Genomic DNA, 19,888 nt, shown 5'->3' with positions numbered 1-19,888 from the left:
CGATCAAGTGTAAATTATAGGCTCTTGGGTCAGCGCAGATCAGGGCGGTAGCGTCTTTAGCTTGGCTACATCATATCAGCAGGACTGCGGACACTGATTCCGGGCGTATTCAGAACATGGGTATAAATCATCGTAGTGGATACATCCGAATGCCCCAGCAGTTCCTGAACGGTGCGGATGTCGTAACCGGATTCCAGCAAATGGGTGGCGAAGGAATGGCGGAAGGTGTGCGTAGTGGCATGTTTGGTGATCCCCGCCTGTTTCACCGCACGACGGATAATCTTCTGCAAACTGGTTTCATGCAAATGATGACGGCGCACCACACCCGAACGCGGGTCGGCAGCGACACCACTGGACGGAAACACATATTGCCAGCGTAATTCTTTAGCCGCATTTTGGTATTTTCGCCCCAAAGCATCGGGTAAATACACCTCGCCAAACCCGTTTTTTAAGTCCATCTGATGTTGACGTTCAACGAAGGCAATTTGTTGTTTGAGGGCATCTTTGAAACGTTCGGGCAGCGGCACAATCCGATCTTTAAAGCCCTTAGCATTGCGGATCAGCAATTGGTTGTAATCGAAATCCACATCCAGAATCCGCAGGGTCACGCACTCCATGAGGCGCAAACCACCACCGTAGAGTAAGCCTGTCATTAAGTGATGCGTGCCTTTCAGATGTTGGAATACGCGGCGCACTTCATCACGGGACAACACCACTGGCAATTTACGTGGGCGTTTTGAACCAATAAAGTCGCCCAAATCATCCAGTGGCTTTTTCCACACCTGATTAAACAGGAACGCAAGCGCATTTAATGCCTGCTTTTGGGTGGAAACCGACACATTGCGTTTAAGCACAAGGTATTCGAGGTATTGTTTGACCTCTTTACTCCCCAAATCATGCACATCATTGGGTTTGTGGAAATAGAAAAAACGGGCAATCCAACCGCGATAGGTTTGTTCGGTGCGCATCGCGTAGTTTTTGAGACGCACCACTTTGACCACTTCCGCTAAGGCTGGCTGGTAACGTTGGTAAAGCTCATTAGAACAACGCTCTTCACCCTCAAGCATTTCCAACCCTTCTAGACCATCGAGAGCATTCGTGTAATCGCGAGCGACCGTAGCATGATTGGCATCTAACTTTTTCGCTGACACTGACCAGTATTCCCAATCGAAATCATTTGCCCAACTTTTTTTCAATGCCAGACAAAACAGAATCCGTATAGCATCGACGACTTGACCAAATTGCCACGCTTTCAGATTGACTTCACGCCCTACTTTGGTGAGATATTCCTCTACTTGTTGGGGGGTATGGATACGTATGTGATCGTCGGGAAAGTAGGCAATGTACTGCTTGGTACGCAGCACATACCACGTCACATACTTATGACTAATGCCTTGTTTAACAAGAAAAAGCGTGTAATTTTCCCAGAACTCATGGGAATACGAGGTTGCCGGTGCTGCGGGGCTTCGTGTATGCTTCTTATCCATTAACATTAACTGAATTTTGGGGACACGATTTATGATAATGCCAGACTATGCGGAAGACTGTACGAACCAGATAGGCGGCGTGTGCTCACCGATTGAGCGCAGGCTTCCTATCCTGATATTCCAGAACGCCGCCTAATAAACTGTTAATTGCTTTCGCTCCTCCCTCTGTTAAATTAGTGCGAAGTAACACGCTAGGTAAAATATATGAATGAAGATTTTTTACAATTTCCTGAAAATGAAAGCTTAGATTTCAAAAGAGAACTGAATCTGTCTGATAAGAGTCAAAAAGGAAAATTGCTAAGAACTATAATGGCGATTGCCAATAGCTCAGAGTATCATGGTTATATCATCGTTGGTGTTGATGACAATAGAACCATTATAGGGGTTAATGGTAATCACGAAGAAACTATACAGCAGTTGTGTTGTGACTATACAAGACCAAAAGTAAAGATTACCTATTCAGAACGTGAAATTGATAATAAAAAAATAGTTATTTTACAAATAGATTCCAAAGAGAAGCCTTATGAATTTTCAAAAAGCATAGCAGATTATAAGGAATATGATGTCTTTATAAGACATGGAAGCATAACAAGAAGGGCTTCTACTAAAGATATTATTGAAGCTTATAAATCAGTTCAGATTTTTAAAGAAACCAAACGACCAAGTTATCCCCAAAAACAATCGCAGTTAGATTCAGATATTTCCAAAAACATTGAATACATAACTAAATTAAAGTCTAAAGAAAAAGAAATTAATGAAAAAATAGAAAGAAAAAATAGAGAAATTTCAAGTATTGAATTTAGTGGAGTGCTATTTTATGAGGATGAAGAAGATACTGATGAGAAAAAAATAGAAGTAGCAGTAGAAAGAGAAAAAAAATTAAAGCAAGCTCAAGCCGGACTAAAAGAATTAGAGGAAGAACTCAGTTCAAATAAATTAGAGCATGGAAGAACTTTGCGAGAAAACAAAGCATTAATGGACTATAAATACATGCGATAAAAAGACCTAACCAGAATATCTCCTCGACGACGGGTGCGGTGATAGCCTTAACGATTTACTACACGCCACGCCCGTCAATTCAGAAATTAAATCTATTGCTTACGCTAAGACCTATAACAAGCTTCGCTTACAGAACTTCGCTTCGCTCGTTCTAATATCACATTAGGAATTCACATTAGGTAATTGAAAGATTATCTGATATTTGGAATCTATAGAATTATAGGTTCTAGTATTTAAACACTTTTGGTGTTTTTGTTGAGCATTAAGAGTAATCACTCCGAACCCTTCGGTCATAGATATTGCTTACGCAATCTCTACGCCCTCATAGTCTTTTGTGCTAACTGATAAAGTTAAACATTCCAAACAACCACTGTGACAGTGGGTATCTAAAAATATTTTAGTATCGTAATCTAGATTTGGTATCTAATTGAGGGCATATGGAACTTTTCTATGTGTCCTTTTTTTTGTTTGGTGCTTTTTGGTAATGAGGCTTTTTGTTTTGGGCTTCGCTGGCGCTTGCCTGTTCTCGCCGCTTTGTTTCTGTTGCTTTGCTTTGTTTTGTTTCGTTCCTTGGATTATCCTATAGCTCGCTAACTATGTTAGCTCTCGTCTACCGATAGGGTATTTCAAGGGGCGATTATCTTCAAAAGTTTTCTAAGCTGGAATAAACTGGGGCGATTAAATGTGTATTTGTTGCACATTGTTCATTGAATAAACGACCATCTTATCAATCGCTGGGAGATTGTGTGTGGTGTTCTGGTTATGCTGGCTTGTCTTGTCTTGTCATGCTGGATATAACGCTGGAGTAATCTTGAGAGTATCACACGAGGGGAGGCAGTGTCTAATATCGTAAATATTACCAGTAAACGGAGACCTGAAGGATAAGCATGGTAATGGACTGGAGACTATCACTGGAAAATCGTAAATATTACCAGTAAACGGAGACCTAGGAGTATGCTCCCGAAATTTCAGGAGCGTAGATTCTGATATTGCTGGTGTTGGAAGAGCTGGTTTAAGAATTTCTTTCGTAGACTGATAGCTTTGCTTTTAATGCTACGACTTCGAGCTTAAGAGAATTACATTCTGGACATTCTGGCTTGTTAGCCTTTAACCATTTCCGTAGTGTTGCTGCTGAAGGTTTATCTTCTTGGGTGCAATACTCTTCAATTGATAGCTTCGATAGATTAAAGTCATTAATCAATAGAGCTTTTGTAATATCTAAGTAGGTTTTCTTGACACCTTTAGGCTTCTTATTGCTTACTTGTTTATCATCTTGATTGTTATTTGATCCATCGTTAAGTGTGAAAGGACTATTGGGATATGTCATGCTGCTACTTCCTTTTGATTAGTTATTACATAAGGCTGCTTATGTAGCACAGAGCAAATCTTTTAGTAAAGTTGTTCTGACTAACGGCTGTTCCTGTAGTAATAATTCTAATTTAGAGGCTGGAACTATAGCATCAGTATCAGGTATGCCATTTTGTAGTAATTGATATGGCTCTATCATTCCTAATAGGGGATTAATAGACTCATTAACATAAGGTTTGTAGATGTCTATTCCCATTTTTTCTTTGAGGCTTTTACGGTATTTAGTTCTAGTCTTAGTATTAGGTATTCTTAACTCTATTGGGTCGCCAGAATACTTCCAATCAAAATAAATACCACGCTCAACATGGTCTAATAGACTTAAGTCTTCTGATTTATCTCTCATTATTTTTAATTTACCTCGGTAATCATTATAAACTTTATATGCTGTATTGATATTCCAATCAGTCGGATTTATTAGTTCTAAATTCTGTAATTCGCGTCTATGAAGGATTAGTTCAATACGAAGTTTATCTTCTAGATAGTTTATTTCATCTGCCTGTAATTCGGCTAATAGCTTTTTGTTTTTACGCTCTACGAACTTATCATAGATTCTAAAGGCATAGTCTGACTTTTTATAATTGCCAACATACACAGTATTAGGCATAGGGGTTATAATCTTATTTACATTTAATCTACTGGGTAATGATAACAAATAATGTGATACTTGTGTAGTAGTTAACATTGAGTTTATATCTACGCCGTGTAATTCGATTTGAGACATTTGAATTAGAGGCAGTAGGTCTATACGCTCTATTTGAGTTAATGCCTTGGTAAGTGTTTCAGTAATCAGAAATGATATATCTGAACTGCCATAGAGATTATGCCCATATAGATATTTATTTGGAGAGGTTATAACTTCAATAACAGTATTATTATTAATGCTTCTTATAAGCATACTCTGTTCTTTAGAGTCAGGCTCAGAATTGAGCTTAATACTTTTGTTAGTAGCTCTTAGAACCTCACCGAATTCATCTAATTCAATTAGGAATGAATTGGCTATAGGAGTATGTTCGCCAATATTAACTAGGCAATGTATTCTATCTATCATTACAGGGGAGATAGCATCTGTAGCATTTAGATATTGATATTTAGAACCTAATAAGTGCTTTAAAATTATTGGTTTTAATAAGTTATTAGCGTCTAAATTGTTATTGAAAATCTTATTGGTATCGTTATATAATATATTCATAGTGATTTGATTCCTTTGGTCGGGAAATTATTATCTATATTGTTTAGCCTCTTGGAGTTGGTAGCTCTATAGAGGCTTTTTTATTGTCTGAAACATTATATCGTAGTAAAGTTTACTTTGTTAGTATAATTTTTAGACTCATCTATCTGGTGCGTAATATGTAGTCTGCTAAGAACTATAGCTGTAGCCACATTTTGTTTTAACAATTGTGTAAGTGAAGGTTATCCATAAATTATGAAGCGTAGCTGGTAGTAGATAATAGCGATCAGAGCGACTACGAAGACGATAGGAGCGCCAATTATCTTTACTGCTATGGTTGTATCAGATTCTAAGAAGTCTTTAACTGAGAGCACTGGAGCACGAATTAGAGATATAAAAAATAATGTCCAGTATTTTCTAAACATGAAGGCTAATCTTGCTTTCATATTAACTCCAAATCTTGCCAGAGAACTTGTTTGTATCCTTAATATCTTTGAGGAGGATAAATAGTTCTGTTGTTTTTGCATCTATTGAATTATTAATCTGGGCGCTAATTGTAGTACCCACTGGTAAGTTTAGATTAGAGATATTCAAAGCTGTAATTTCATTTAGTAATTGTTTAGCTTTAAGAATTAAGTTATTAACATTAACTTTAGTAGAGACATCTGGTCTTGAAGCTAATGCTATAATCTTATTTTGGTCATCACGATATTGTTTAAGTTGCTCATTACGAGCAATCAGATAATCAGGTTGACTTGAATTATTATTTGTTTGTATCATTTCCATAGTAGGTTCTCCAGTTTATTCCATTATGCGTAGGACTTATTAATCTTCTCGTATAATATAAAAATTATTTTTCTATTATCCCTATGTTCAGTACCTCGGACTTAGGGATTTTTATTGTCTGCAATTTAAGAATAACTTTTTTAGGTATTCTGTCAATGGCATTAATGGTGAGGATTTCTAACCATAACTGTTAATCACCTTTGACCTGCATACCTGCGACCTAAATACTTCTCAATATTTTTATTGCCGAATGAATCAAATGAACTTCCCTCCTCGTGAATACTTTTAGGTTTGGGAACAACAAGTTTCTTACCAACTTTGTTTTCAATACCTTCAATCGTTTGCTCAATACGATAGGGGACTGAATTAGATTCTTTCAGTGGTTTAGTTGCAAAGACAAAATAATCTCTTAACTTAAATGTCGAGTAGAGTATCACTTGTTCAAGATATGTTAAATCCACATCCATTTATTAAGCTGCTTTTTTAACTGGATATTTTAATCTATCTTCAAGTAACAAGTTTAAGTTGCTGTTAGGATTATTGCTATTCAAATTAAACTGAATAGCGTCTGAGACACTAATCAATTGACATGGCATATAGGTATACTCACCACTTGGGACGAGGCTGTTAATCACTTTAGCGCCTTCTGGTAGTTTACTTCTGGTAATGTCTTCAACATTAGCTAAGGAAACGAACCATTTGTTCTCTGTCTGTAGGAAGCAGAATCTTAGTTGCTCTCTACCTAATTGCATAAAGTCAAAATTGTTATTACTCATTTATTTAATCCTTTTTTTAATCATCTGATATATGCGTCTGCGACGACTATTCATTTATTTTTATTTCCTGAAAATATAATTGTTTAAGTATTTCTATTGGGTATGCTGAAATACTATTCCTATGGCTGTATTTTAAACTTTTAGTTTTTACATAGTAGTAATTGTTTTGAATACATAATTTTCTAGCCATAGAACTTAAGGCTTTAATTTTACCTTTTGTAATATAATTGAGCGGCAATTTGTTATTCTGATTCAGGACATAGAGAAACTGTTTTATCGTATAGTGTTTACTTGAAACAGTAAGTCCGGTATCTGATTCTATTTGCTTAGTCCTTTTGGCTAATTGCTCTTTATAAAAAGTTGTAAGTGTATCCATTGTGTATCTCCTTGCATTATTATTTAACAGATATTTAAAAAATATTCTATAGGCATTTTGAATTTTAAAATAATATTATTTTTGACAGTGCCTTCAGAATAACTTTCCAACCTTCAATTGTTGCCCCCACCATATGACATAAATAGATACAAATATCTTTTGAACATAGACCTGGTGTTTGGATGTCTGTGTCTGAGGAGAGTGCGGGCGTCTTCCCCAACATGCCCGCACCCCTATTCACAGCAAGCACATTCTTTAATATCAATCTATTCATGAGGTAAATGATATGGCTATCTGTTCTATTGAATTATGGCAGTCTGTAATGACTGACGTTGTTTTTGTTTCTGAGTTTAATTTGTCTGAGAATTATTTAGCTAAGGCTAATAAGTATCTGGCTTCATTGAAACGAAGAATTATGAATATCGCTTATGCTAATGAAAACTTTGAGTCTGCTTTTATTGAAGCTCAACAATTAGCATTCAAGTATAACATTGCGATTAATAATTTATTAGCTGAAGTATTTGAACCTATCAGAACTGATTTCAGTAGGAATGTAGATACCTCAAATCTTGTTCCTATTGTCCCTGTTAAGGTTGAAAGTATTGAAGCTATGGTCATAAGGCTACGGGAGTTTATGAGGCTTAAGGGTTATTCTCGTAAGACTGAGAAGGCATATTTATTATGGGTCTCTAAGTATATCGAGTTTAATGGTAATAAGCATCCTAAGAAACTTAATCATTTGAATATAGAGTTATATATTAATCACATTGTTAATGTTAATAAGGTTGCTGTGGCTACACAGAGACAGGCATTTAATGCTGTAATGTTTTTGTATAACAAGTTCCTTGGTATCAAATTAGATGATATGTCTTATATGAAGTTATCTTCTAAACAAGTTAAGTTGCCTACTGTTCTGAATAAGGAGGAGGTAAGTAAATTGTTTAATGAATTATCTGGAACACAGTTATTAATTGCTAAGTTATTATATGGAACAGGCATGAGGCTAATGGAGTGTATGACTCTAAGAATTAGAGACATAGACTTTCATAGAGGTGAAATACATGTTCATTCTGGTAAAGGTGGCAAAGATAGAATCTTGATGCTACCTAAATCTATTGCTATTGAGTTAAAGACTCATATTGATGAGGTAGCTCATTTACATCAGAAAGATTTATCTAATGGATGGGGTAAAGTTGTTATACCTTGGATTAAAGGTTCTAAACTTAAAGCCAGACAGATTGAATTAGGTTATCAGTTTTTGTTTCCAGCTTCTAAGATATATGTTGATAAGGATTCTAATGAATGCTTTAGACATCATATTCATGAAACTATGGTTCAGAAAACACTCCGTAGTGCAGGTCTCAAAGCTGGGATAACTAAGGGTGTGTATCCACATTGCCTTAGACATTCCTTTGCTACAGCACTACTCGAAGCAGGCTATGACATTAGGTCTTTACAGGAACTAATGGGTCATGCTGACATTAGCACGACTTCTGTCTATCTACATGTTGCTAACATTAGTGCTAACGGCTGTAGGTCTCCACTGGATTTGTGATAACAGATTGCCTTGACACAGAGGCATTTAACAAGATGTTGCTCCATATCCAGCCAAGGCTGGAATGGAGAACTAATACGTTGAGGCTGTAGAAAAATCCTCTTTTTCGCCATTTTGTGGGATAATCAGGCATCGCAAGCACCCGAACGAGTAGGCAGGCATGGCACGCTACAAACCGATCCATCAAGGCTTAAAACTGTTGGCACTGGACTTTGACCGGCAAATCCTGCCCGGTACGTTTGAATACGCGCTGCGCCATTTGGTGGATAACGAACTCGACCTTGAAGGCTTCCATCAACGTTATAAGAATGATGTGCAGGGCGCAGCCGCCTTTAACCCAGCCGCATTACTGAAAATCATCCTATTGGCCTACAGCCGTGGCATTATCAGCAGCCGTAAAATCGAAGCAGCGTGCCGCGAGAATATGCTGTTCATTGCGGTTTCCGGTGACAGCCAGCCGCATTTCACCACGCTGGCGGCCTTCATTGCCAATGCCGGGGAGCTGATTGCCAAACTGTTTGCCCAAGTGCTGCTGATTTGTGACCGCCAAGGGTTAATCGGCAAAGAGCTGTTTGCCATCGACGGGGTGAAGTTGCCATCCAATGCCAGCAAAGAAAAGTCCGGCACCCGCGCTGACTTCCTGCGCCAAGCAGAACGCATGGAAAAAGCCGCCGCCAAGATCATCGGCAAACACCAACAAGCCGATGCCAGCAACGTGGATGAAGTCGCAGCCAAACGCGAAGCCAAACAATTGGAACGCCTGCAACGCGAAGCCAAACAGTTACGTGACTGGCTGGCAGACAACCCCAAAGACCGCCAAGGCTCCAAAGGCAGTATCCGCCTGTCCAACCGCACTGATAACGAATCTGCCAAAATGGCAACCAGCAAAGGCGTGGTGCAGGGCTATACCGGCGTGGCAGCCGTGGATTGCCATTACCAAATCATTGTCGAAGCCCAAGCCCACGGCACGGGGTCGGAACAAGAACTGCTGATGCCGGTGGTCAATGCCACTGCCCCCATGCGCACCCCCGAAACGGTAATCGCTGCCGACAACGGCTACCACAGTGAAGCCAATCTCAAAGCCTTGGCGGAGGCTGGGATTGATGCCTACATCCCCGACAAGGATTACCGGCAACGCGATGAACGCTATGCCGATCAGAGCGTGCATCAGCAAAAACCTGACTCCTTGTGGAACAAAAGCCCCACGCCCAGCAAAGCCAAAACCTATAAACCCGCCGACTTCCAATTAGCCGCTGACCTCAGTCATTGTCTTTGCCCGGCGGGAAAACGCCTTTACCGTACCGGCAAGAATTGCACCCTGAATGGCTATGCTTCGGTACGTTTCCAAGGCGCGTTGCGTGACTGTGAACCCTGTACCCAGCGTCCCCAATGTCTGAAAGACCCGGCAAAAACCCGCGCACGGCAAGTCACTTTCCTGCAAGGCAAGCGCGATGACACCCCCAGCTACACCGATTTGATGAAGCCAAAAATCGATTCAGACCTCGGCAAGCGCATGATCACTCAACGCTTCGCCACCGTCGAACCCGTGTTTGGAAACTTGCGCGGCAACAAACGCCTGCACCGCTTCACCTTGCGCAGCAAAGCCAAAGTGGACGGGCAATGGAAACTGTTTTGCCTGATGCACAACCTCGAAAAGCTGGCACATCACGGGTATGCCGCATGAAGGGGGGAATGATGCAGCCAAACACGCAAAAATGCACCGTATTAAGCGTATCAGGTGGCATTCAGGGCGTTATTGGGAAGCAGGAAGTCGGCAACGCTGAAAAAAACGCCCAGTCGTGTGGGGTGTTCAAAAAAATGACTGCCCGATCTGGATAGGATGATCAGATTCGGGTTTTTCTACACCCTCGTTATGTGTAACCAGAGGAAAAGGCATGGAAGTTCAGCTTCAAGTAGGTCGTGACCCCTTATTTGCAGAGTCTTTAACCAAGACAAATATGGCAAGTTATTACCAAACTCGTGGGATTATCTGGGATCACAATCAGTATCTAAACAGTTGGGAAGCACTAGATAACTACGAAATTTACCTAGATAAAACCCGTGTTGGCGTGCTGCGTTTTAGCTATAGTGGTGATACTACTTTCCTTAGAGACTTGCAAATTTTGCCTGAGTTTCAAGGCCGAGGAATTGGATCTAAGAGTCTTGATTTAGTTGTTGGACATGCTGTCAACTGTCAATCCAATAAGCTAGTTCTGCGTGTGTTTAGTGAAAATCCAGCGATCAATCTGTATGAGTCCAAAGGATTCGTGAGAAGATCTGAAGTAAAAGGGTTGGTTGAAATGGAGATCCCTTTAAGTTCAAACACATAACAAACGCTTCAAGAGGGACAGCCAACGCGTGGCATTTTTACTATGCGTTGGTTTTTGTGATTACGGTGTTATGCAGAAGCTTGGTAGTAGCGTTGGCTGCCCCTTAAGCGGGCGTTATAGAAAAATCCTGAAAATAAATGGCGCAAATTCTCTACACCATTTCTCCAAAAACCCGCTTAGTCACCACCGCAATCACGCCCCCCACACATCCACCTGCAACGCCGCATCATGGCGCACCTCATGCCAAATCTTTTCGTCCCAACTGACTTCCTGGTTGCGATTGAAGATCACTAGATGGGCTTCTGTTGCTCCACAGTGGCGGGCGTAGCTGCTGACTTGGCTAAGCCCATCCGTGATGGTTTTATCCAGATTGGCGTAGAGGATTTTTAGCTCTAATACCACGCGCTGCACTTCGCCGTAAAACCCTTTGACCTCATCCAGTGGCCATTCAAGGTACAGGTCGGTGTACTTGCGCCCCAAAGCGTATTCACGGTGGATGCGCCCGCCCCCATTCACGATACGCTGCAAAAACGCTTGCAAGATCAAATGCGGCCCTGCTTCCTTGTAGGGTAAACCTTGCAGCCACACATCTGAATTCTCACGGAAAAACTGCTGAAAAGCCGTCAACAATTTCACCATATCCAAACGGCGCTCCGGGGTCAGATACCATGCTTGCTGGTGGGTGATGGTCGCTTGCCATTGCCAAGTAATTTCACGTGGGATGATTTCCTGATAGATGCGGTTACTGAGGGCAATCTGCGGGCTTGTTCTGATCAGCCCCAAATCTTCCACGTATTGCAGGTCATCATTCTGCAAATTAGCAATCCGGCTTTCACCCGCCAATAATGCGGCAACGACGGCATGAACGCGGCGTTCCTTGAGCTGGTTCGTTAATTGGTCAAGGTGAGTGGCACGGGAACGGATCAGGCGTTCGCGGGCAGCTTGGTAACGTTCCATCGTAATAGGCGTACTGCGGTCACGAGCAGTTTTATCCTCCCACGTCATTTCATTGCCCAGTGCATTCACTAGCCATGGTTGACCGTGGGTGTCTTCCCACAATTCGGGAAAAATCTCAGCCGCAAACACTTGTCCGGTAGCGGTGGTGTGTTGTGCGTATAAGGCTTCCACTTCGGCACGGTTGAAACTGCCCATCACAAGGGATTTTGCCTTGATATTGAAAGCACTGCCGCCGGTAATCGTTTCTTTGTGTGCATTCTCGATACGATAGTCACGCACATCACGTACCCCGCAGAGGATGATGCTTTGCGGGAAAGCGCGAGGACGTTGCGCATAGCCTGCCCGAATTTGCCGCAAGAGGGAAATCAAGGTATCGCCGATCAGGGTATCTACCTCATCCAGCATCAGCACGATGGGCTTGGGGCTGATTTGCGCCCAGCGAGATAGCAATTCCGTGACCGCATTAGCCGAATCGGTATCCGCCAGCACGGACTTTGCCAAGGCGGGCAAACCCGGTTCAATGCCGTAGTCTCGCGCCCGTGCCGCAATGCTTTGGCACACCAGTGTCATGCCCCAGTGCGCATCTTCGCGGGCGACTTGCGCTCCTTCGATATTGACGTAGAGAGTGTTGTATTCGCCGCTGCGGTTCAATACCTCCATCATCGCCAGCAAGGTGCTGGTTTTGCCTGTCTGGCGCGGGGCGTGCAGCACGAAGTATTTTTTGGCTGCAATCAGGTAGTGGATTTCTTCCCAATCGAGGCGTTGCATCGGGTCGATACAATAATGCTCGGCAGGGACAACAGGACCGGAGGTGGTGAAATGTTTATTCATGGCTGCCACAGAAATCATTGGAGTGAAGTAAGTTTAGCATGAGTGGGTGGATTACCCCATCACCACCCACGCCAACACCCCATACCGCCCGCCCTTCGCCACTGCCACCACCAGCACAAACGGCAGCAAGCGCATCCGCATCACCCCCGCCACCACCGTCAGCGGATCACCGATGATCGGCAACCAACTCAACAACAACACCCCCCACCCGTAACGCTGAAACCACTGTTGCGCCCGTGCCAAGCTTGCCGCTTTCACCGGAAACCAGCGTTTATCCTGAAAGTGTTCCAGATAACGCCCCAGCCACCAGTTAATCACCGACCCCAGCGTATTGCCTAACGTCGCCACCGCAATCAACAGCCAAAACGCACTCTGCCCGTTGAGCAATAACCCAACGAGCACGGCTTCCGATTGCGCGGGAATCAAGGTAGCGGCGAGTAACGCCGACGTGAACAGCAGCAGATAATCCATCGCGGCATTATCTGCCAAACAAACGGATTATGCCGCCTCTTTGTGTGTATGTTTCTCATACAAGAAACGCAACACGTCGGCACGGTAATGGTTGTACGTAGGGTTATCCGCCAATGCCAGCCGATTGCGCGGGCGCGGCAAATCCACTTTCAGAATTTCCCCCACCGTCGCTGATGGCCCATTGGTCATCATCACAATCCGATCCGACAGCAACACCGCCTCATCCACATCGTGCGTCACCATAATCACGGTCTTGTGAGTGGCGGCAGTGATTTTCATCAGCTCATCCTGCAAATGCGCACGGGTCAAGGCATCCAACGCGCCAAACGGCTCATCCATCAGCAACACTTTCGGATCCATCGCCAACGCTCGTGCAATCCCCACCCGCTGCTTCATCCCGCCGGAAATCTCGTTTGGAAACTTATGTTCCGCATGAGTTAGCCCCACCATTGCCAAGGCTTCCTGAGTACGTTGCTTGAGCTGCGCCTTGGATTCCGTTGCCGCAAACACCCGATCCACCGCGAGGTACACATTATCAAAGCACGTCAGCCAGGGCAGCAACGAATGGTTCTGGAACACCACACCACGATCCGGCCCCGGCCCTCTGATTTCGCGATCCGCACACAACGCCACCCCACTGGTATGGTTCAGCAGCCCCGCCACGATATTCAGCACGGTCGATTTACCGCAGCCAGAATGCCCAATCAGGGTAATAAACTCGCCTGCCGCGATGTTCAAATTCACCTCTTGCAACGCCTGAAACGGGCCTTTCTTGGTGCTAAACACCATATCGACGTGTTCAAGCTGCACGTATTTGCTGGAATCCATAACCACCTCACTCGGTTCGCAAACGGCTGGCAAGCAGCAACAAAAATTGTTCTAACAACAGACCAATCAGCCCCACCACAAAAATCGCAATAATGATGTGTTCAACATTCAAGTTGTTCCACTCATCCCACACCCAGAAACCCAGACCGACCCCGCCCGTCAACATTTCCGCCGCCACAATCACCAGCCACGCCACGCCAATAGCCAAGCGCACCCCGGTCATTACATACGGCAAGGTTGCAGGCAACAAAATCTTGGTAAACATCTTCCACGACGACAGGTTCAACACCCGTGCCACGTTCAAGTAATCCTGCGGAATCCGTGACACGCCCACAGCCGTATTAATAATCATCGGCCAGATCGACGAGATGAAAATCACCCAAATCGCCGCCGGTTCAGCCTTCTGAAACACCAGCAAACCAATCGGCAACCACGCCAACGGCGACACCGGACGCAACAAGCTAATGATCGGCGCAAGCATATCGTTGAAAAACTTCACCCGCCCGATAATAAAACCCACCGGAATCCCCACCAACGCCGCCATCCCGAAACCAATCCCCACCCGCGCCAACGAATTGAGGATATTCCAACCGATGCCCTGATCATTCGGGCCATTTTGGTAAAACGGGTCTTTGAACAACTCCACGGCGGATGCCCATGTTGACACCGGCCCCGGCAATTGCGGGTTGGTGGCGGATACCAATGACCACAGCAGCACAAAGCCGAGTAGTCCAAGGAACGGGGCGAGTAGCCCCAACGAACGTTCTTTCCACATACGAAACTCCTTAGGGGAAGGGCGTATGCAATACGCCCCTACACCGTTACACTTTTACTGCGAACCCATCTGCATACGCTTTCGGGTCTTTGCCATCCCATTTCACGCCGTCAATCAGCGTCGATTCGCGCATGTCGCTAGCAGGGATAGTGACTTTCGCCAGTTCTGCCGCTTGCTTGTAAATGTCGATCTGGTTGACCTTTTTCGCGGTTTCCAGATAGTCAGGGTGGTCTTTCAGCAAGCCCCAACGTTTGTGCTGGGTCAAGAACCACATGCCATCGGACAGATACGGGAAGTTCACCGCGCCGTCGTTGCAGAACTTCATGTAGTTGTCGTCCTTCCAGGTTTTGCCAATACCGTTGTCGTATTCGCCTTTCATACGGCCTTCGATGACGCTGGCTTCAGTGTTGACGTAGGCTTTGGCAGCAATGGCGGTGGCAACTTCGCCACGGTTTGCCATGTCGTCGATGTATTTGGAGGCTTCCAACACCGCAGCGGTCAAAGCACGCGCTGTATTCGGGTTGGCTTTCACCCACTCAGCAGTGGTGCCGAGGATTTTTTCCGGGTGATCTTTCCAGATGTCTTGGGTAGTCACGGCGGTGAAACCGATCTTGTCGGCAATCGCCCGTGCATTCCACGGTTCACCGACGCAGTAGCCGTCCATGTTACCGATACGCATATTGGCAACCATTTGTGGTGGCGGCACGGTGATGGTTTTTACGTCCTTCATCGGGTTCACGCCTAAGCTGCCCAACCAGTAGTAGAGCCACATGGCGTGCGTACCCGTCGGGAAGGTTTGTGCGAAGGTGTATTCACGCGGGTTGTCTTTCATGAATTTGGCAAGGGATGCGCCATCGGTCACACCTTTGTCGTGCAACTGGCTGGACAACGTAATCGCCTGCCCATTGTTGTTGAGGGTCATCAGGTTAGCCATGTCTTTTTGCGGCCCACCGATGCCCATTTGTACACCGTAGATCAAGCCGTACAGAACGTGCGCTGCATCCAATTCGCCATTGGTGAGTTTATCGCGCACCGCTGCCCATGAGGCTTCTTTGGTCGGGGTAATAGTTAAACCGTACTTTTTGTCGAAACCCTTCAAATTCGCCATCACCACGCTGGCGCAGTCGGTGAGCGGGATGAAACCGACATTGATATTGGGTTTTTCCGGTGCATCCGAACCCGCTGCCCATGCGGCATTGCGCACGCCTACCGGAACCATGGTCATGATCGAACCCGCAGCCATCAACAAACCACTTTTCAGCAAGAAATCGCGGCGGCTAGGGTTGGTAACGGACGTATCCGGTTTTTTGGTATCGCTCATAAAAACCTCAAATTCATTTCGTGTAGACAAAAAAAAGCCCTGACGCGCCTGTTGGGGAGGAGGAACCAACAGGGGGTCAGGGCAGCTTTACCCAAATGCCGTACTACGTCGCACGGTTAGGAGGAGGAGTTACTTGAATCAATGCAGTCGCCGTTGACTGCTTGATGATTACAATGCAAGGGATGTGCCAAGTATAAAAATAATGGAGTTGTAGCGAGATTGGTGGGTTGCGCGGGTACTCTACCCACCCCACAGTTCATTAGAATGCACTTATGTTGTGCTTTTTCGGCCGAGTTTTGGCAGGATTGGTGCAGCATCGGCATCATCCTTCTACAATCACTCTAAGCAATAACGAGAGCATAAACACACGATGAAACTGTTCTACTCCCCCACTTCACCCTACGCTCGCAAAGTGCGTATGGTCGCCATTGAAACCGGCTTAGCGGCACAAATCGACGTTATATCGGTCAACGTCGCACAGGAACAACCCGAACTTTTCGCCGCCAATCCACTCGGCAAAGTCCCCGCGCTAGTGCTAGCAAACGGCGAAGCCTTGTTCGATAGCCCTGTGATTTGTCGCTATCTCGACAGCCTCAGCGGTCACACGCTACTGCCGCCATCCGGCTGGCAACATTGGGAAATACTGCGTTGGGAAGCCCTCGCCGACGGCGTGATGGATGCTGCCTACAACCGTGTAATGGAAGAACGCAGCCGCCCCGAACACGAGCGTTCCCCCGCCGCGATGACACGTTGGGAAACGGAAATCACCCGCACCTTGAAACACATTGAAACCCGCCTCGACACCTTGGGCAAACGCCTCACACTGGCGCATCTGGCGTTGGGTGCAGCCATCGGCTATTTGGAATTTCGCTTGCCGCACCTGTTGCAAGCCGCTACTTGCCCGCAAACGTTAGCGTGGTATACGTCATTCCGTGAACGCCCTGCGATGCAAGCCACACAACCCGCTTAACTGCGAGAGGCACGCTATGCGTACTTACTTCTGATATTTCGCCATCAATGCCGCGACACCCCGCTCGTTTTCCCCCTCGCTGGCATCCAACGCTTGCATGACATTACGCTGATCTGCCGCACTGCGATTCTGGCTGAGTTTGTATTTGGCTTGCAGCGATTCGATGGTGATTTCAAAACCAACGATGGCTTCCAGCATTTTAGCGGGGTAGCTGGGAAGCCATGCGGTTTCACTGCTGCCTTCGTATTGCGCACTCAGGCGTTCGACTTTTTCGCGTAGCCAGTCAGCATCGTGAATGACGCGCACTTTGCCGTAGACATGCACTGCGGTGTAATTCCAAGTGGGTACGCCTGCGCCTTCGTACCATGTCGGTGAAACGTAGGCGTGTGCGCCTTGGAACATTGCCAACACCTGCGAGTTTGCCGCGAGGTGCTGCCATTGCGGGTTGGCTTTGGCAAGATGCCCAGACAGCATGAGCGTTTCGCCCTGCTCCAACAGAAACGGGATGTGGCTGGCAAAGGGAACGCCTGCGTCAACCGTGACTAGCGTGCCGAAAGCGTGGGCTTCGATGAAACGCAAGATTTCGGTTTGGTCGTGCTCTTCAAAGTGTTTGGGTAGGTACATCGGCGGTATTCCTATTATTCAACGTTGTTCGGGCGGTATGCTCTGCAAACTGATGCGCCAACCAGATGCAGTGCCATTATTGGATATATTGGAAAACAGTGAGCCCGTCATTGTCCCTCACTTGTACTTTGCCGAATGTGCTAACGCCTTATGGAAGTATGTCAGCCATTCATTATTGGATACGGAGCAATCCGTCGGGCGGCTTGAAGAGCTGATGAGTTTGCCCAATGAAATCGTCGATGATCAATCATTGGCAGTTGAAGCCCTTTCGCTGGCAAGTCTACACAACCACCCCGTTTACGACATGCTGTATATCGTGTTAGCACGTCGCCATGCTTGCGGTCTTCTGACCAAAGACAAACGCCTTGCAAACTTGGCAACCCAACTGGGCATCACAGTGTTTCCTGCTCGACAGCATTATCGAGTCAATAAGCATCCAGCGCAGGCTCACCGCACGCAAACCCATCACACCCCACATGCTTATGGAACGGTTCAATTACCCAACGATTCATGCTTGGGTAGCCTTAAACTTATTCATGGCTTTTTGTAACTTCGCGTTTGGCACTGAATCATCATCAAGAATCAGCGCAAACCGCTCCCAATCCCGTTGGGATAACAGGATTTGCTCCTGCCCTTTCAACACTTCTTGCGCCATGCGCTGGGCAGCTTCCAACAAAAAATTACTCAACGACAAGCCACGGAAAGAAGCGGATCGCGTTAACAGGCTCTTGGTTTCAGCGTTGGTGCGTAGATTGATGCGTTCTGATAGTGCCGACATAATCATAGGATCCTGTACTTACCTTGTGAATGCAGTTTTTCATATTGCATTGTCTTAGGATTTCTACCAGAATCCGTGCGCCCCCACACAGGCTACGCGGTCAACTAATCCACACCTGACGCAAACGCCTTCGTTGCGGGGAGCGAAGGCGTTCACTCACATTACACCCGAATATGCCCATCCCCCAACACCACATACTTCTGCGAAGTCAACCCTTCCAACCCCACTGGTCCCCGCGCATGAATCTTGTCGGTACTAATCCCAATCTCCGCCCCCAGCCCATATTCAAAGCCATCGGCAAAGCGCGTTGACGCATTCACCATTACCGAACTCGAATCCACCTGCCGCAAGAATGCCCGCGCCCGCGTGTAATTCTCGGTAATAATCGCGTCGGTATGTTGCGACCCATAGTGATTAATGTGCGTAATTGCCGCCACCATATCCGCCACCACCTTGATGGACAAAATCGGCGCAAGGTATTCGGTGCTCCAATCCTCTTCCGTCGCCACCACACACGCAGGCAACAGCGCTCGCGTCTGCTCACAACCACGCAATTCCACGCCCTTCGCCGCGTATTCTGCCGCCAACACTGGCAACACTTGCGCCGCCACACCTTCCGCTACCAGCAAAGTTTCCATCGCATTGCACACGCCGTAACGGTGCGTCTTGGCATTCACCGCCACCTTAACCGCTTTCTCAAGATCGGCCTGATCATCAATGTACACATGACAAATCCCGTCCAAGTGCTTGATTACCGGAATGCGCGACTCGGCACTCACCCGCTCGATCAAACCTTTGCCCCCACGCGGCACAATCACATCCACGTATTGCGCCATGCGCAGCAATTCGCCGACCGCCGCCCGATCCGTGGTTTCCACCACTTGCACACACGCCGCTGGCAAACCCACCGCTTCCAAGCCTGCCCGCACACAAGCCGCAATCGCCTGATTGGAATGAATCGCCTCCGACCCACCACGCAAAATCGTGGCATTACCGGACTTCAAGCACAACACCGCCGCATCCACCGTCACATTCGGGCGCGATTCGTAAATAATGCCCACAACACCCAACGGCACGCGCATTTTGCCAACCTGAATCCCTGAAGGACGGTAGCTCATATCGGTAATCGTGCCAATCGGATCAGCCAGCGTCGCCACTTGGCGCACGCCTTCCGCCATCCCTGCAATCGTCTTATCGGTCAGCGTCAAGCGATCCAGCATCGCTGCATCCAAGCCTTTGTCACGCCCAGCCGCCAAATCCTTGGCGTTTTCAGCTTTCAACCAGTCAGCACGTTCTAGCAAAGCCTCAGCAATGCACAGCAATGCCTTGTTTTTAGTGCTAGTCTCAGTGTTCGCAAGGATCTGAGCAGCTTGCTTCGCTTGCTGACCAACACCTTGCATGTAAGCGGTAATCGTATTCATCGTGTCCAAACCAAATTCCTCACGGTATGCAATGCCTAAATGGTAACACGAAAATACTGGTACGATC

At 45.9% G+C, this 19,888-nt stretch carries 21 protein-coding genes; 6 read left to right on the top strand and 15 right to left on the bottom strand.

What is annotated here, in order from left to right:
• Positions 1-65: 65 nt before the first annotated feature.
• Positions 66-1,487 (bottom strand): integron integrase, encoded by a 1,422-nt coding sequence (locus J1836_RS21655; RefSeq protein ID WP_207252864.1) that lies wholly within the window; start codon positions 1,485-1,487, stop codon positions 66-68.
• 204 nt (positions 1,488-1,691) lie between these two features.
• On the opposite strand from J1836_RS21655, the gene J1836_RS19780 reads away from it, so the two are divergent.
• Entirely contained in the window at positions 1,692-2,486 is a 795-nt protein-coding gene (locus J1836_RS19780) for an RNA-binding domain-containing protein (RefSeq protein WP_207252863.1), read from the top strand.
• Positions 2,487-3,498: 1,012 nt separating this feature from the next.
• On the opposite strand, the gene J1836_RS19775 is transcribed toward J1836_RS19780, so the two are convergent.
• From J1836_RS19775 to J1836_RS19750, 6 genes are all read right to left on the bottom strand, one after another.
• Positions 3,499-3,813 (bottom strand): hypothetical protein, encoded by a 315-nt coding sequence (locus J1836_RS19775; RefSeq protein WP_207252862.1) that lies wholly within the window; start codon positions 3,811-3,813, stop codon positions 3,499-3,501.
• 39 nt (positions 3,814-3,852) lie between these two features.
• On the bottom strand, positions 3,853-5,043 hold the full coding sequence (locus J1836_RS19770; protein ID WP_207252861.1) for a phage/plasmid replication protein, II/X family: 1,191 nt from the start codon (positions 5,041-5,043) through the stop codon (positions 3,853-3,855).
• A 426-nt stretch (positions 5,044-5,469) separates the two neighbouring features.
• Positions 5,470-5,808 carry a hypothetical protein gene (locus J1836_RS19765; RefSeq protein ID WP_207252860.1) on the bottom strand — a complete coding sequence of 113 codons (339 nt, stop codon included), beginning with the start codon at positions 5,806-5,808 and terminating at the stop codon, positions 5,470-5,472.
• A 194-nt stretch (positions 5,809-6,002) separates the two neighbouring features.
• Positions 6,003-6,275, bottom strand: a complete 273-nt coding sequence (locus tag J1836_RS19760; RefSeq protein WP_207252859.1) for a hypothetical protein — start codon at positions 6,273-6,275, stop codon at positions 6,003-6,005.
• Between the two features lie 3 nt (positions 6,276-6,278).
• A complete protein-coding gene (locus J1836_RS19755; protein ID WP_207252858.1) occupies positions 6,279-6,584 on the bottom strand; it encodes a hypothetical protein in 306 nt (101 codons plus the stop codon).
• 46 nt (positions 6,585-6,630) lie between these two features.
• Entirely contained in the window at positions 6,631-6,960 is a 330-nt protein-coding gene (locus J1836_RS19750) for a hypothetical protein (RefSeq protein WP_207252857.1), read from the bottom strand.
• A 286-nt stretch (positions 6,961-7,246) separates the two neighbouring features.
• Between J1836_RS19750 and J1836_RS19745 the strand changes: the two genes are divergently transcribed.
• The 3 genes from J1836_RS19745 to J1836_RS19735 all read left to right on the top strand — a co-directional run bounded on the left by J1836_RS19745 (position 7,247) and on the right by J1836_RS19735 (position 10,845).
• Positions 7,247-8,515 (top strand): integron integrase, encoded by a 1,269-nt coding sequence (locus J1836_RS19745; protein WP_207252856.1) that lies wholly within the window; start codon positions 7,247-7,249, stop codon positions 8,513-8,515.
• A gap of 160 nt (positions 8,516-8,675) precedes the next feature.
• Positions 8,676-10,199 (top strand): transposase, encoded by a 1,524-nt coding sequence (locus J1836_RS19740; protein WP_207252855.1) that lies wholly within the window; start codon positions 8,676-8,678, stop codon positions 10,197-10,199.
• A 211-nt stretch (positions 10,200-10,410) separates the two neighbouring features.
• Positions 10,411-10,845 (top strand): GNAT family N-acetyltransferase, encoded by a 435-nt coding sequence (locus J1836_RS19735; RefSeq protein WP_207252854.1) that lies wholly within the window; start codon positions 10,411-10,413, stop codon positions 10,843-10,845.
• 192 nt (positions 10,846-11,037) lie between these two features.
• On the opposite strand, the gene J1836_RS19725 is transcribed toward J1836_RS19735, so the two are convergent.
• From J1836_RS19725 to J1836_RS19705, 5 genes are read right to left on the bottom strand one after another with little or no spacing between them, the layout of a single operon-like run.
• On the bottom strand, positions 11,038-12,633 hold the full coding sequence (locus J1836_RS19725; protein ID WP_207252853.1) for an AAA-like domain-containing protein: 1,596 nt from the start codon (positions 12,631-12,633) through the stop codon (positions 11,038-11,040).
• A gap of 51 nt (positions 12,634-12,684) precedes the next feature.
• Complete coding sequence (locus J1836_RS19720) at positions 12,685-13,122, bottom strand: YqaA family protein (protein ID WP_443735687.1); 438 nt, start codon at positions 13,120-13,122, stop codon at positions 12,685-12,687.
• Positions 13,123-13,131: 9 nt separating this feature from the next.
• Positions 13,132-13,932 carry an ABC transporter ATP-binding protein gene (locus tag J1836_RS19715; protein WP_207252852.1) on the bottom strand — a complete coding sequence of 267 codons (801 nt, stop codon included), beginning with the start codon at positions 13,930-13,932 and terminating at the stop codon, positions 13,132-13,134.
• 7 nt (positions 13,933-13,939) lie between these two features.
• Positions 13,940-14,707 (bottom strand): nitrate ABC transporter permease, encoded by a 768-nt coding sequence (ntrB, locus tag J1836_RS19710; protein ID WP_207252851.1) that lies wholly within the window; start codon positions 14,705-14,707, stop codon positions 13,940-13,942.
• Positions 14,708-14,753: 46 nt separating this feature from the next.
• Complete coding sequence (locus tag J1836_RS19705; RefSeq protein WP_207252850.1) at positions 14,754-16,028, bottom strand: CmpA/NrtA family ABC transporter substrate-binding protein; 1,275 nt, start codon at positions 16,026-16,028, stop codon at positions 14,754-14,756.
• Positions 16,029-16,398: 370 nt separating this feature from the next.
• Here J1836_RS19705 and J1836_RS19700 point away from each other — a divergent pair, with 370 nt between their 5' ends.
• Positions 16,399-16,998 carry a glutathione S-transferase family protein gene (locus J1836_RS19700; RefSeq protein ID WP_207252849.1) on the top strand — a complete coding sequence of 200 codons (600 nt, stop codon included), beginning with the start codon at positions 16,399-16,401 and terminating at the stop codon, positions 16,996-16,998.
• A gap of 24 nt (positions 16,999-17,022) precedes the next feature.
• On the opposite strand, the gene J1836_RS19695 is transcribed toward J1836_RS19700, so the two are convergent.
• Entirely contained in the window at positions 17,023-17,622 is a 600-nt protein-coding gene (locus J1836_RS19695) for an FMN-binding negative transcriptional regulator (RefSeq protein WP_207252848.1), read from the bottom strand.
• A 52-nt stretch (positions 17,623-17,674) separates the two neighbouring features.
• Here J1836_RS19695 and J1836_RS19690 point away from each other — a divergent pair, with 52 nt between their 5' ends.
• Positions 17,675-18,172, top strand: a complete 498-nt coding sequence (locus J1836_RS19690; RefSeq protein ID WP_207252847.1) for a type II toxin-antitoxin system VapC family toxin — start codon at positions 17,675-17,677, stop codon at positions 18,170-18,172.
• Here J1836_RS19690 and J1836_RS19685 read toward each other — a convergent pair.
• Both J1836_RS19685 and J1836_RS19680 read right to left on the bottom strand, forming a co-directional pair.
• The gene (locus tag J1836_RS19685) at positions 18,131-18,400 is read right to left on the bottom strand and encodes a type II toxin-antitoxin system TacA family antitoxin (RefSeq protein WP_207252846.1); all 270 of its coding nucleotides are present in this window, start codon (positions 18,398-18,400) and stop codon (positions 18,131-18,133) included. The two genes, J1836_RS19690 and J1836_RS19685, sit on opposite strands and share 42 nt — an antisense overlap.
• Positions 18,401-18,561: 161 nt before the next feature.
• Entirely contained in the window at positions 18,562-19,821 is a 1,260-nt protein-coding gene (locus J1836_RS19680; protein WP_207253227.1) for a glutamate-5-semialdehyde dehydrogenase, read from the bottom strand.
• Positions 19,822-19,888 lie beyond the last annotated feature (67 nt).

The sequence above is a fragment of the Thiothrix fructosivorans genome, from assembly GCF_017349355.1.
GTDB classification, from domain to species: domain Bacteria; phylum Pseudomonadota; class Gammaproteobacteria; order Thiotrichales; family Thiotrichaceae; genus Thiothrix; species Thiothrix fructosivorans.
Note: the sequence above shows the minus strand (reverse complement) of the source record. Positions and strands in the feature narration are given on the sequence as shown.

Excerpts from the sequence above, each read along its gene's own strand:
- J1836_RS21655 (WP_207252864.1), bottom strand. The coding sequence starts at position 1,487 with ATGGATAAGAAGCATACACGAAGCCCCGCAGCACCGGCAACCTCGTAT.
- J1836_RS19780 (WP_207252863.1), top strand. The coding sequence starts at position 1,692 with ATGAATGAAGATTTTTTACAATTTCCTGAAAATGAAAGCTTAGATTTC.
- J1836_RS19775 (WP_207252862.1), bottom strand. The coding sequence starts at position 3,813 with ATGACATATCCCAATAGTCCTTTCACACTTAACGATGGATCAAATAAC.
- J1836_RS19770 (WP_207252861.1), bottom strand. The coding sequence starts at position 5,043 with ATGAATATATTATATAACGATACCAATAAGATTTTCAATAACAATTTA.
- J1836_RS19765 (WP_207252860.1), bottom strand. The coding sequence starts at position 5,808 with ATGGAAATGATACAAACAAATAATAATTCAAGTCAACCTGATTATCTG.
- J1836_RS19760 (WP_207252859.1), bottom strand. The coding sequence starts at position 6,275 with ATGGATGTGGATTTAACATATCTTGAACAAGTGATACTCTACTCGACA.
- J1836_RS19755 (WP_207252858.1), bottom strand. The coding sequence starts at position 6,584 with ATGAGTAATAACAATTTTGACTTTATGCAATTAGGTAGAGAGCAACTA.
- J1836_RS19750 (WP_207252857.1), bottom strand. The coding sequence starts at position 6,960 with ATGGATACACTTACAACTTTTTATAAAGAGCAATTAGCCAAAAGGACT.
- J1836_RS19745 (WP_207252856.1), top strand. The coding sequence starts at position 7,247 with ATGGCTATCTGTTCTATTGAATTATGGCAGTCTGTAATGACTGACGTT.
- J1836_RS19740 (WP_207252855.1), top strand. The coding sequence starts at position 8,676 with ATGGCACGCTACAAACCGATCCATCAAGGCTTAAAACTGTTGGCACTG.
- J1836_RS19735 (WP_207252854.1), top strand. The coding sequence starts at position 10,411 with ATGGAAGTTCAGCTTCAAGTAGGTCGTGACCCCTTATTTGCAGAGTCT.
- J1836_RS19725 (WP_207252853.1), bottom strand. The coding sequence starts at position 12,633 with ATGAATAAACATTTCACCACCTCCGGTCCTGTTGTCCCTGCCGAGCAT.
- J1836_RS19715 (WP_207252852.1), bottom strand. The coding sequence starts at position 13,932 with ATGGATTCCAGCAAATACGTGCAGCTTGAACACGTCGATATGGTGTTT.
- ntrB (WP_207252851.1), bottom strand. The coding sequence starts at position 14,707 with ATGTGGAAAGAACGTTCGTTGGGGCTACTCGCCCCGTTCCTTGGACTA.
- J1836_RS19705 (WP_207252850.1), bottom strand. The coding sequence starts at position 16,028 with ATGAGCGATACCAAAAAACCGGATACGTCCGTTACCAACCCTAGCCGC.
- J1836_RS19700 (WP_207252849.1), top strand. The coding sequence starts at position 16,399 with ATGAAACTGTTCTACTCCCCCACTTCACCCTACGCTCGCAAAGTGCGT.
- J1836_RS19695 (WP_207252848.1), bottom strand. The coding sequence starts at position 17,622 with ATGTACCTACCCAAACACTTTGAAGAGCACGACCAAACCGAAATCTTG.
- J1836_RS19690 (WP_207252847.1), top strand. The coding sequence starts at position 17,675 with ATGCGCCAACCAGATGCAGTGCCATTATTGGATATATTGGAAAACAGT.
- J1836_RS19685 (WP_207252846.1), bottom strand. The coding sequence starts at position 18,400 with ATGTCGGCACTATCAGAACGCATCAATCTACGCACCAACGCTGAAACC.
- J1836_RS19680 (WP_207253227.1), bottom strand. The coding sequence starts at position 19,821 with ATGAATACGATTACCGCTTACATGCAAGGTGTTGGTCAGCAAGCGAAG.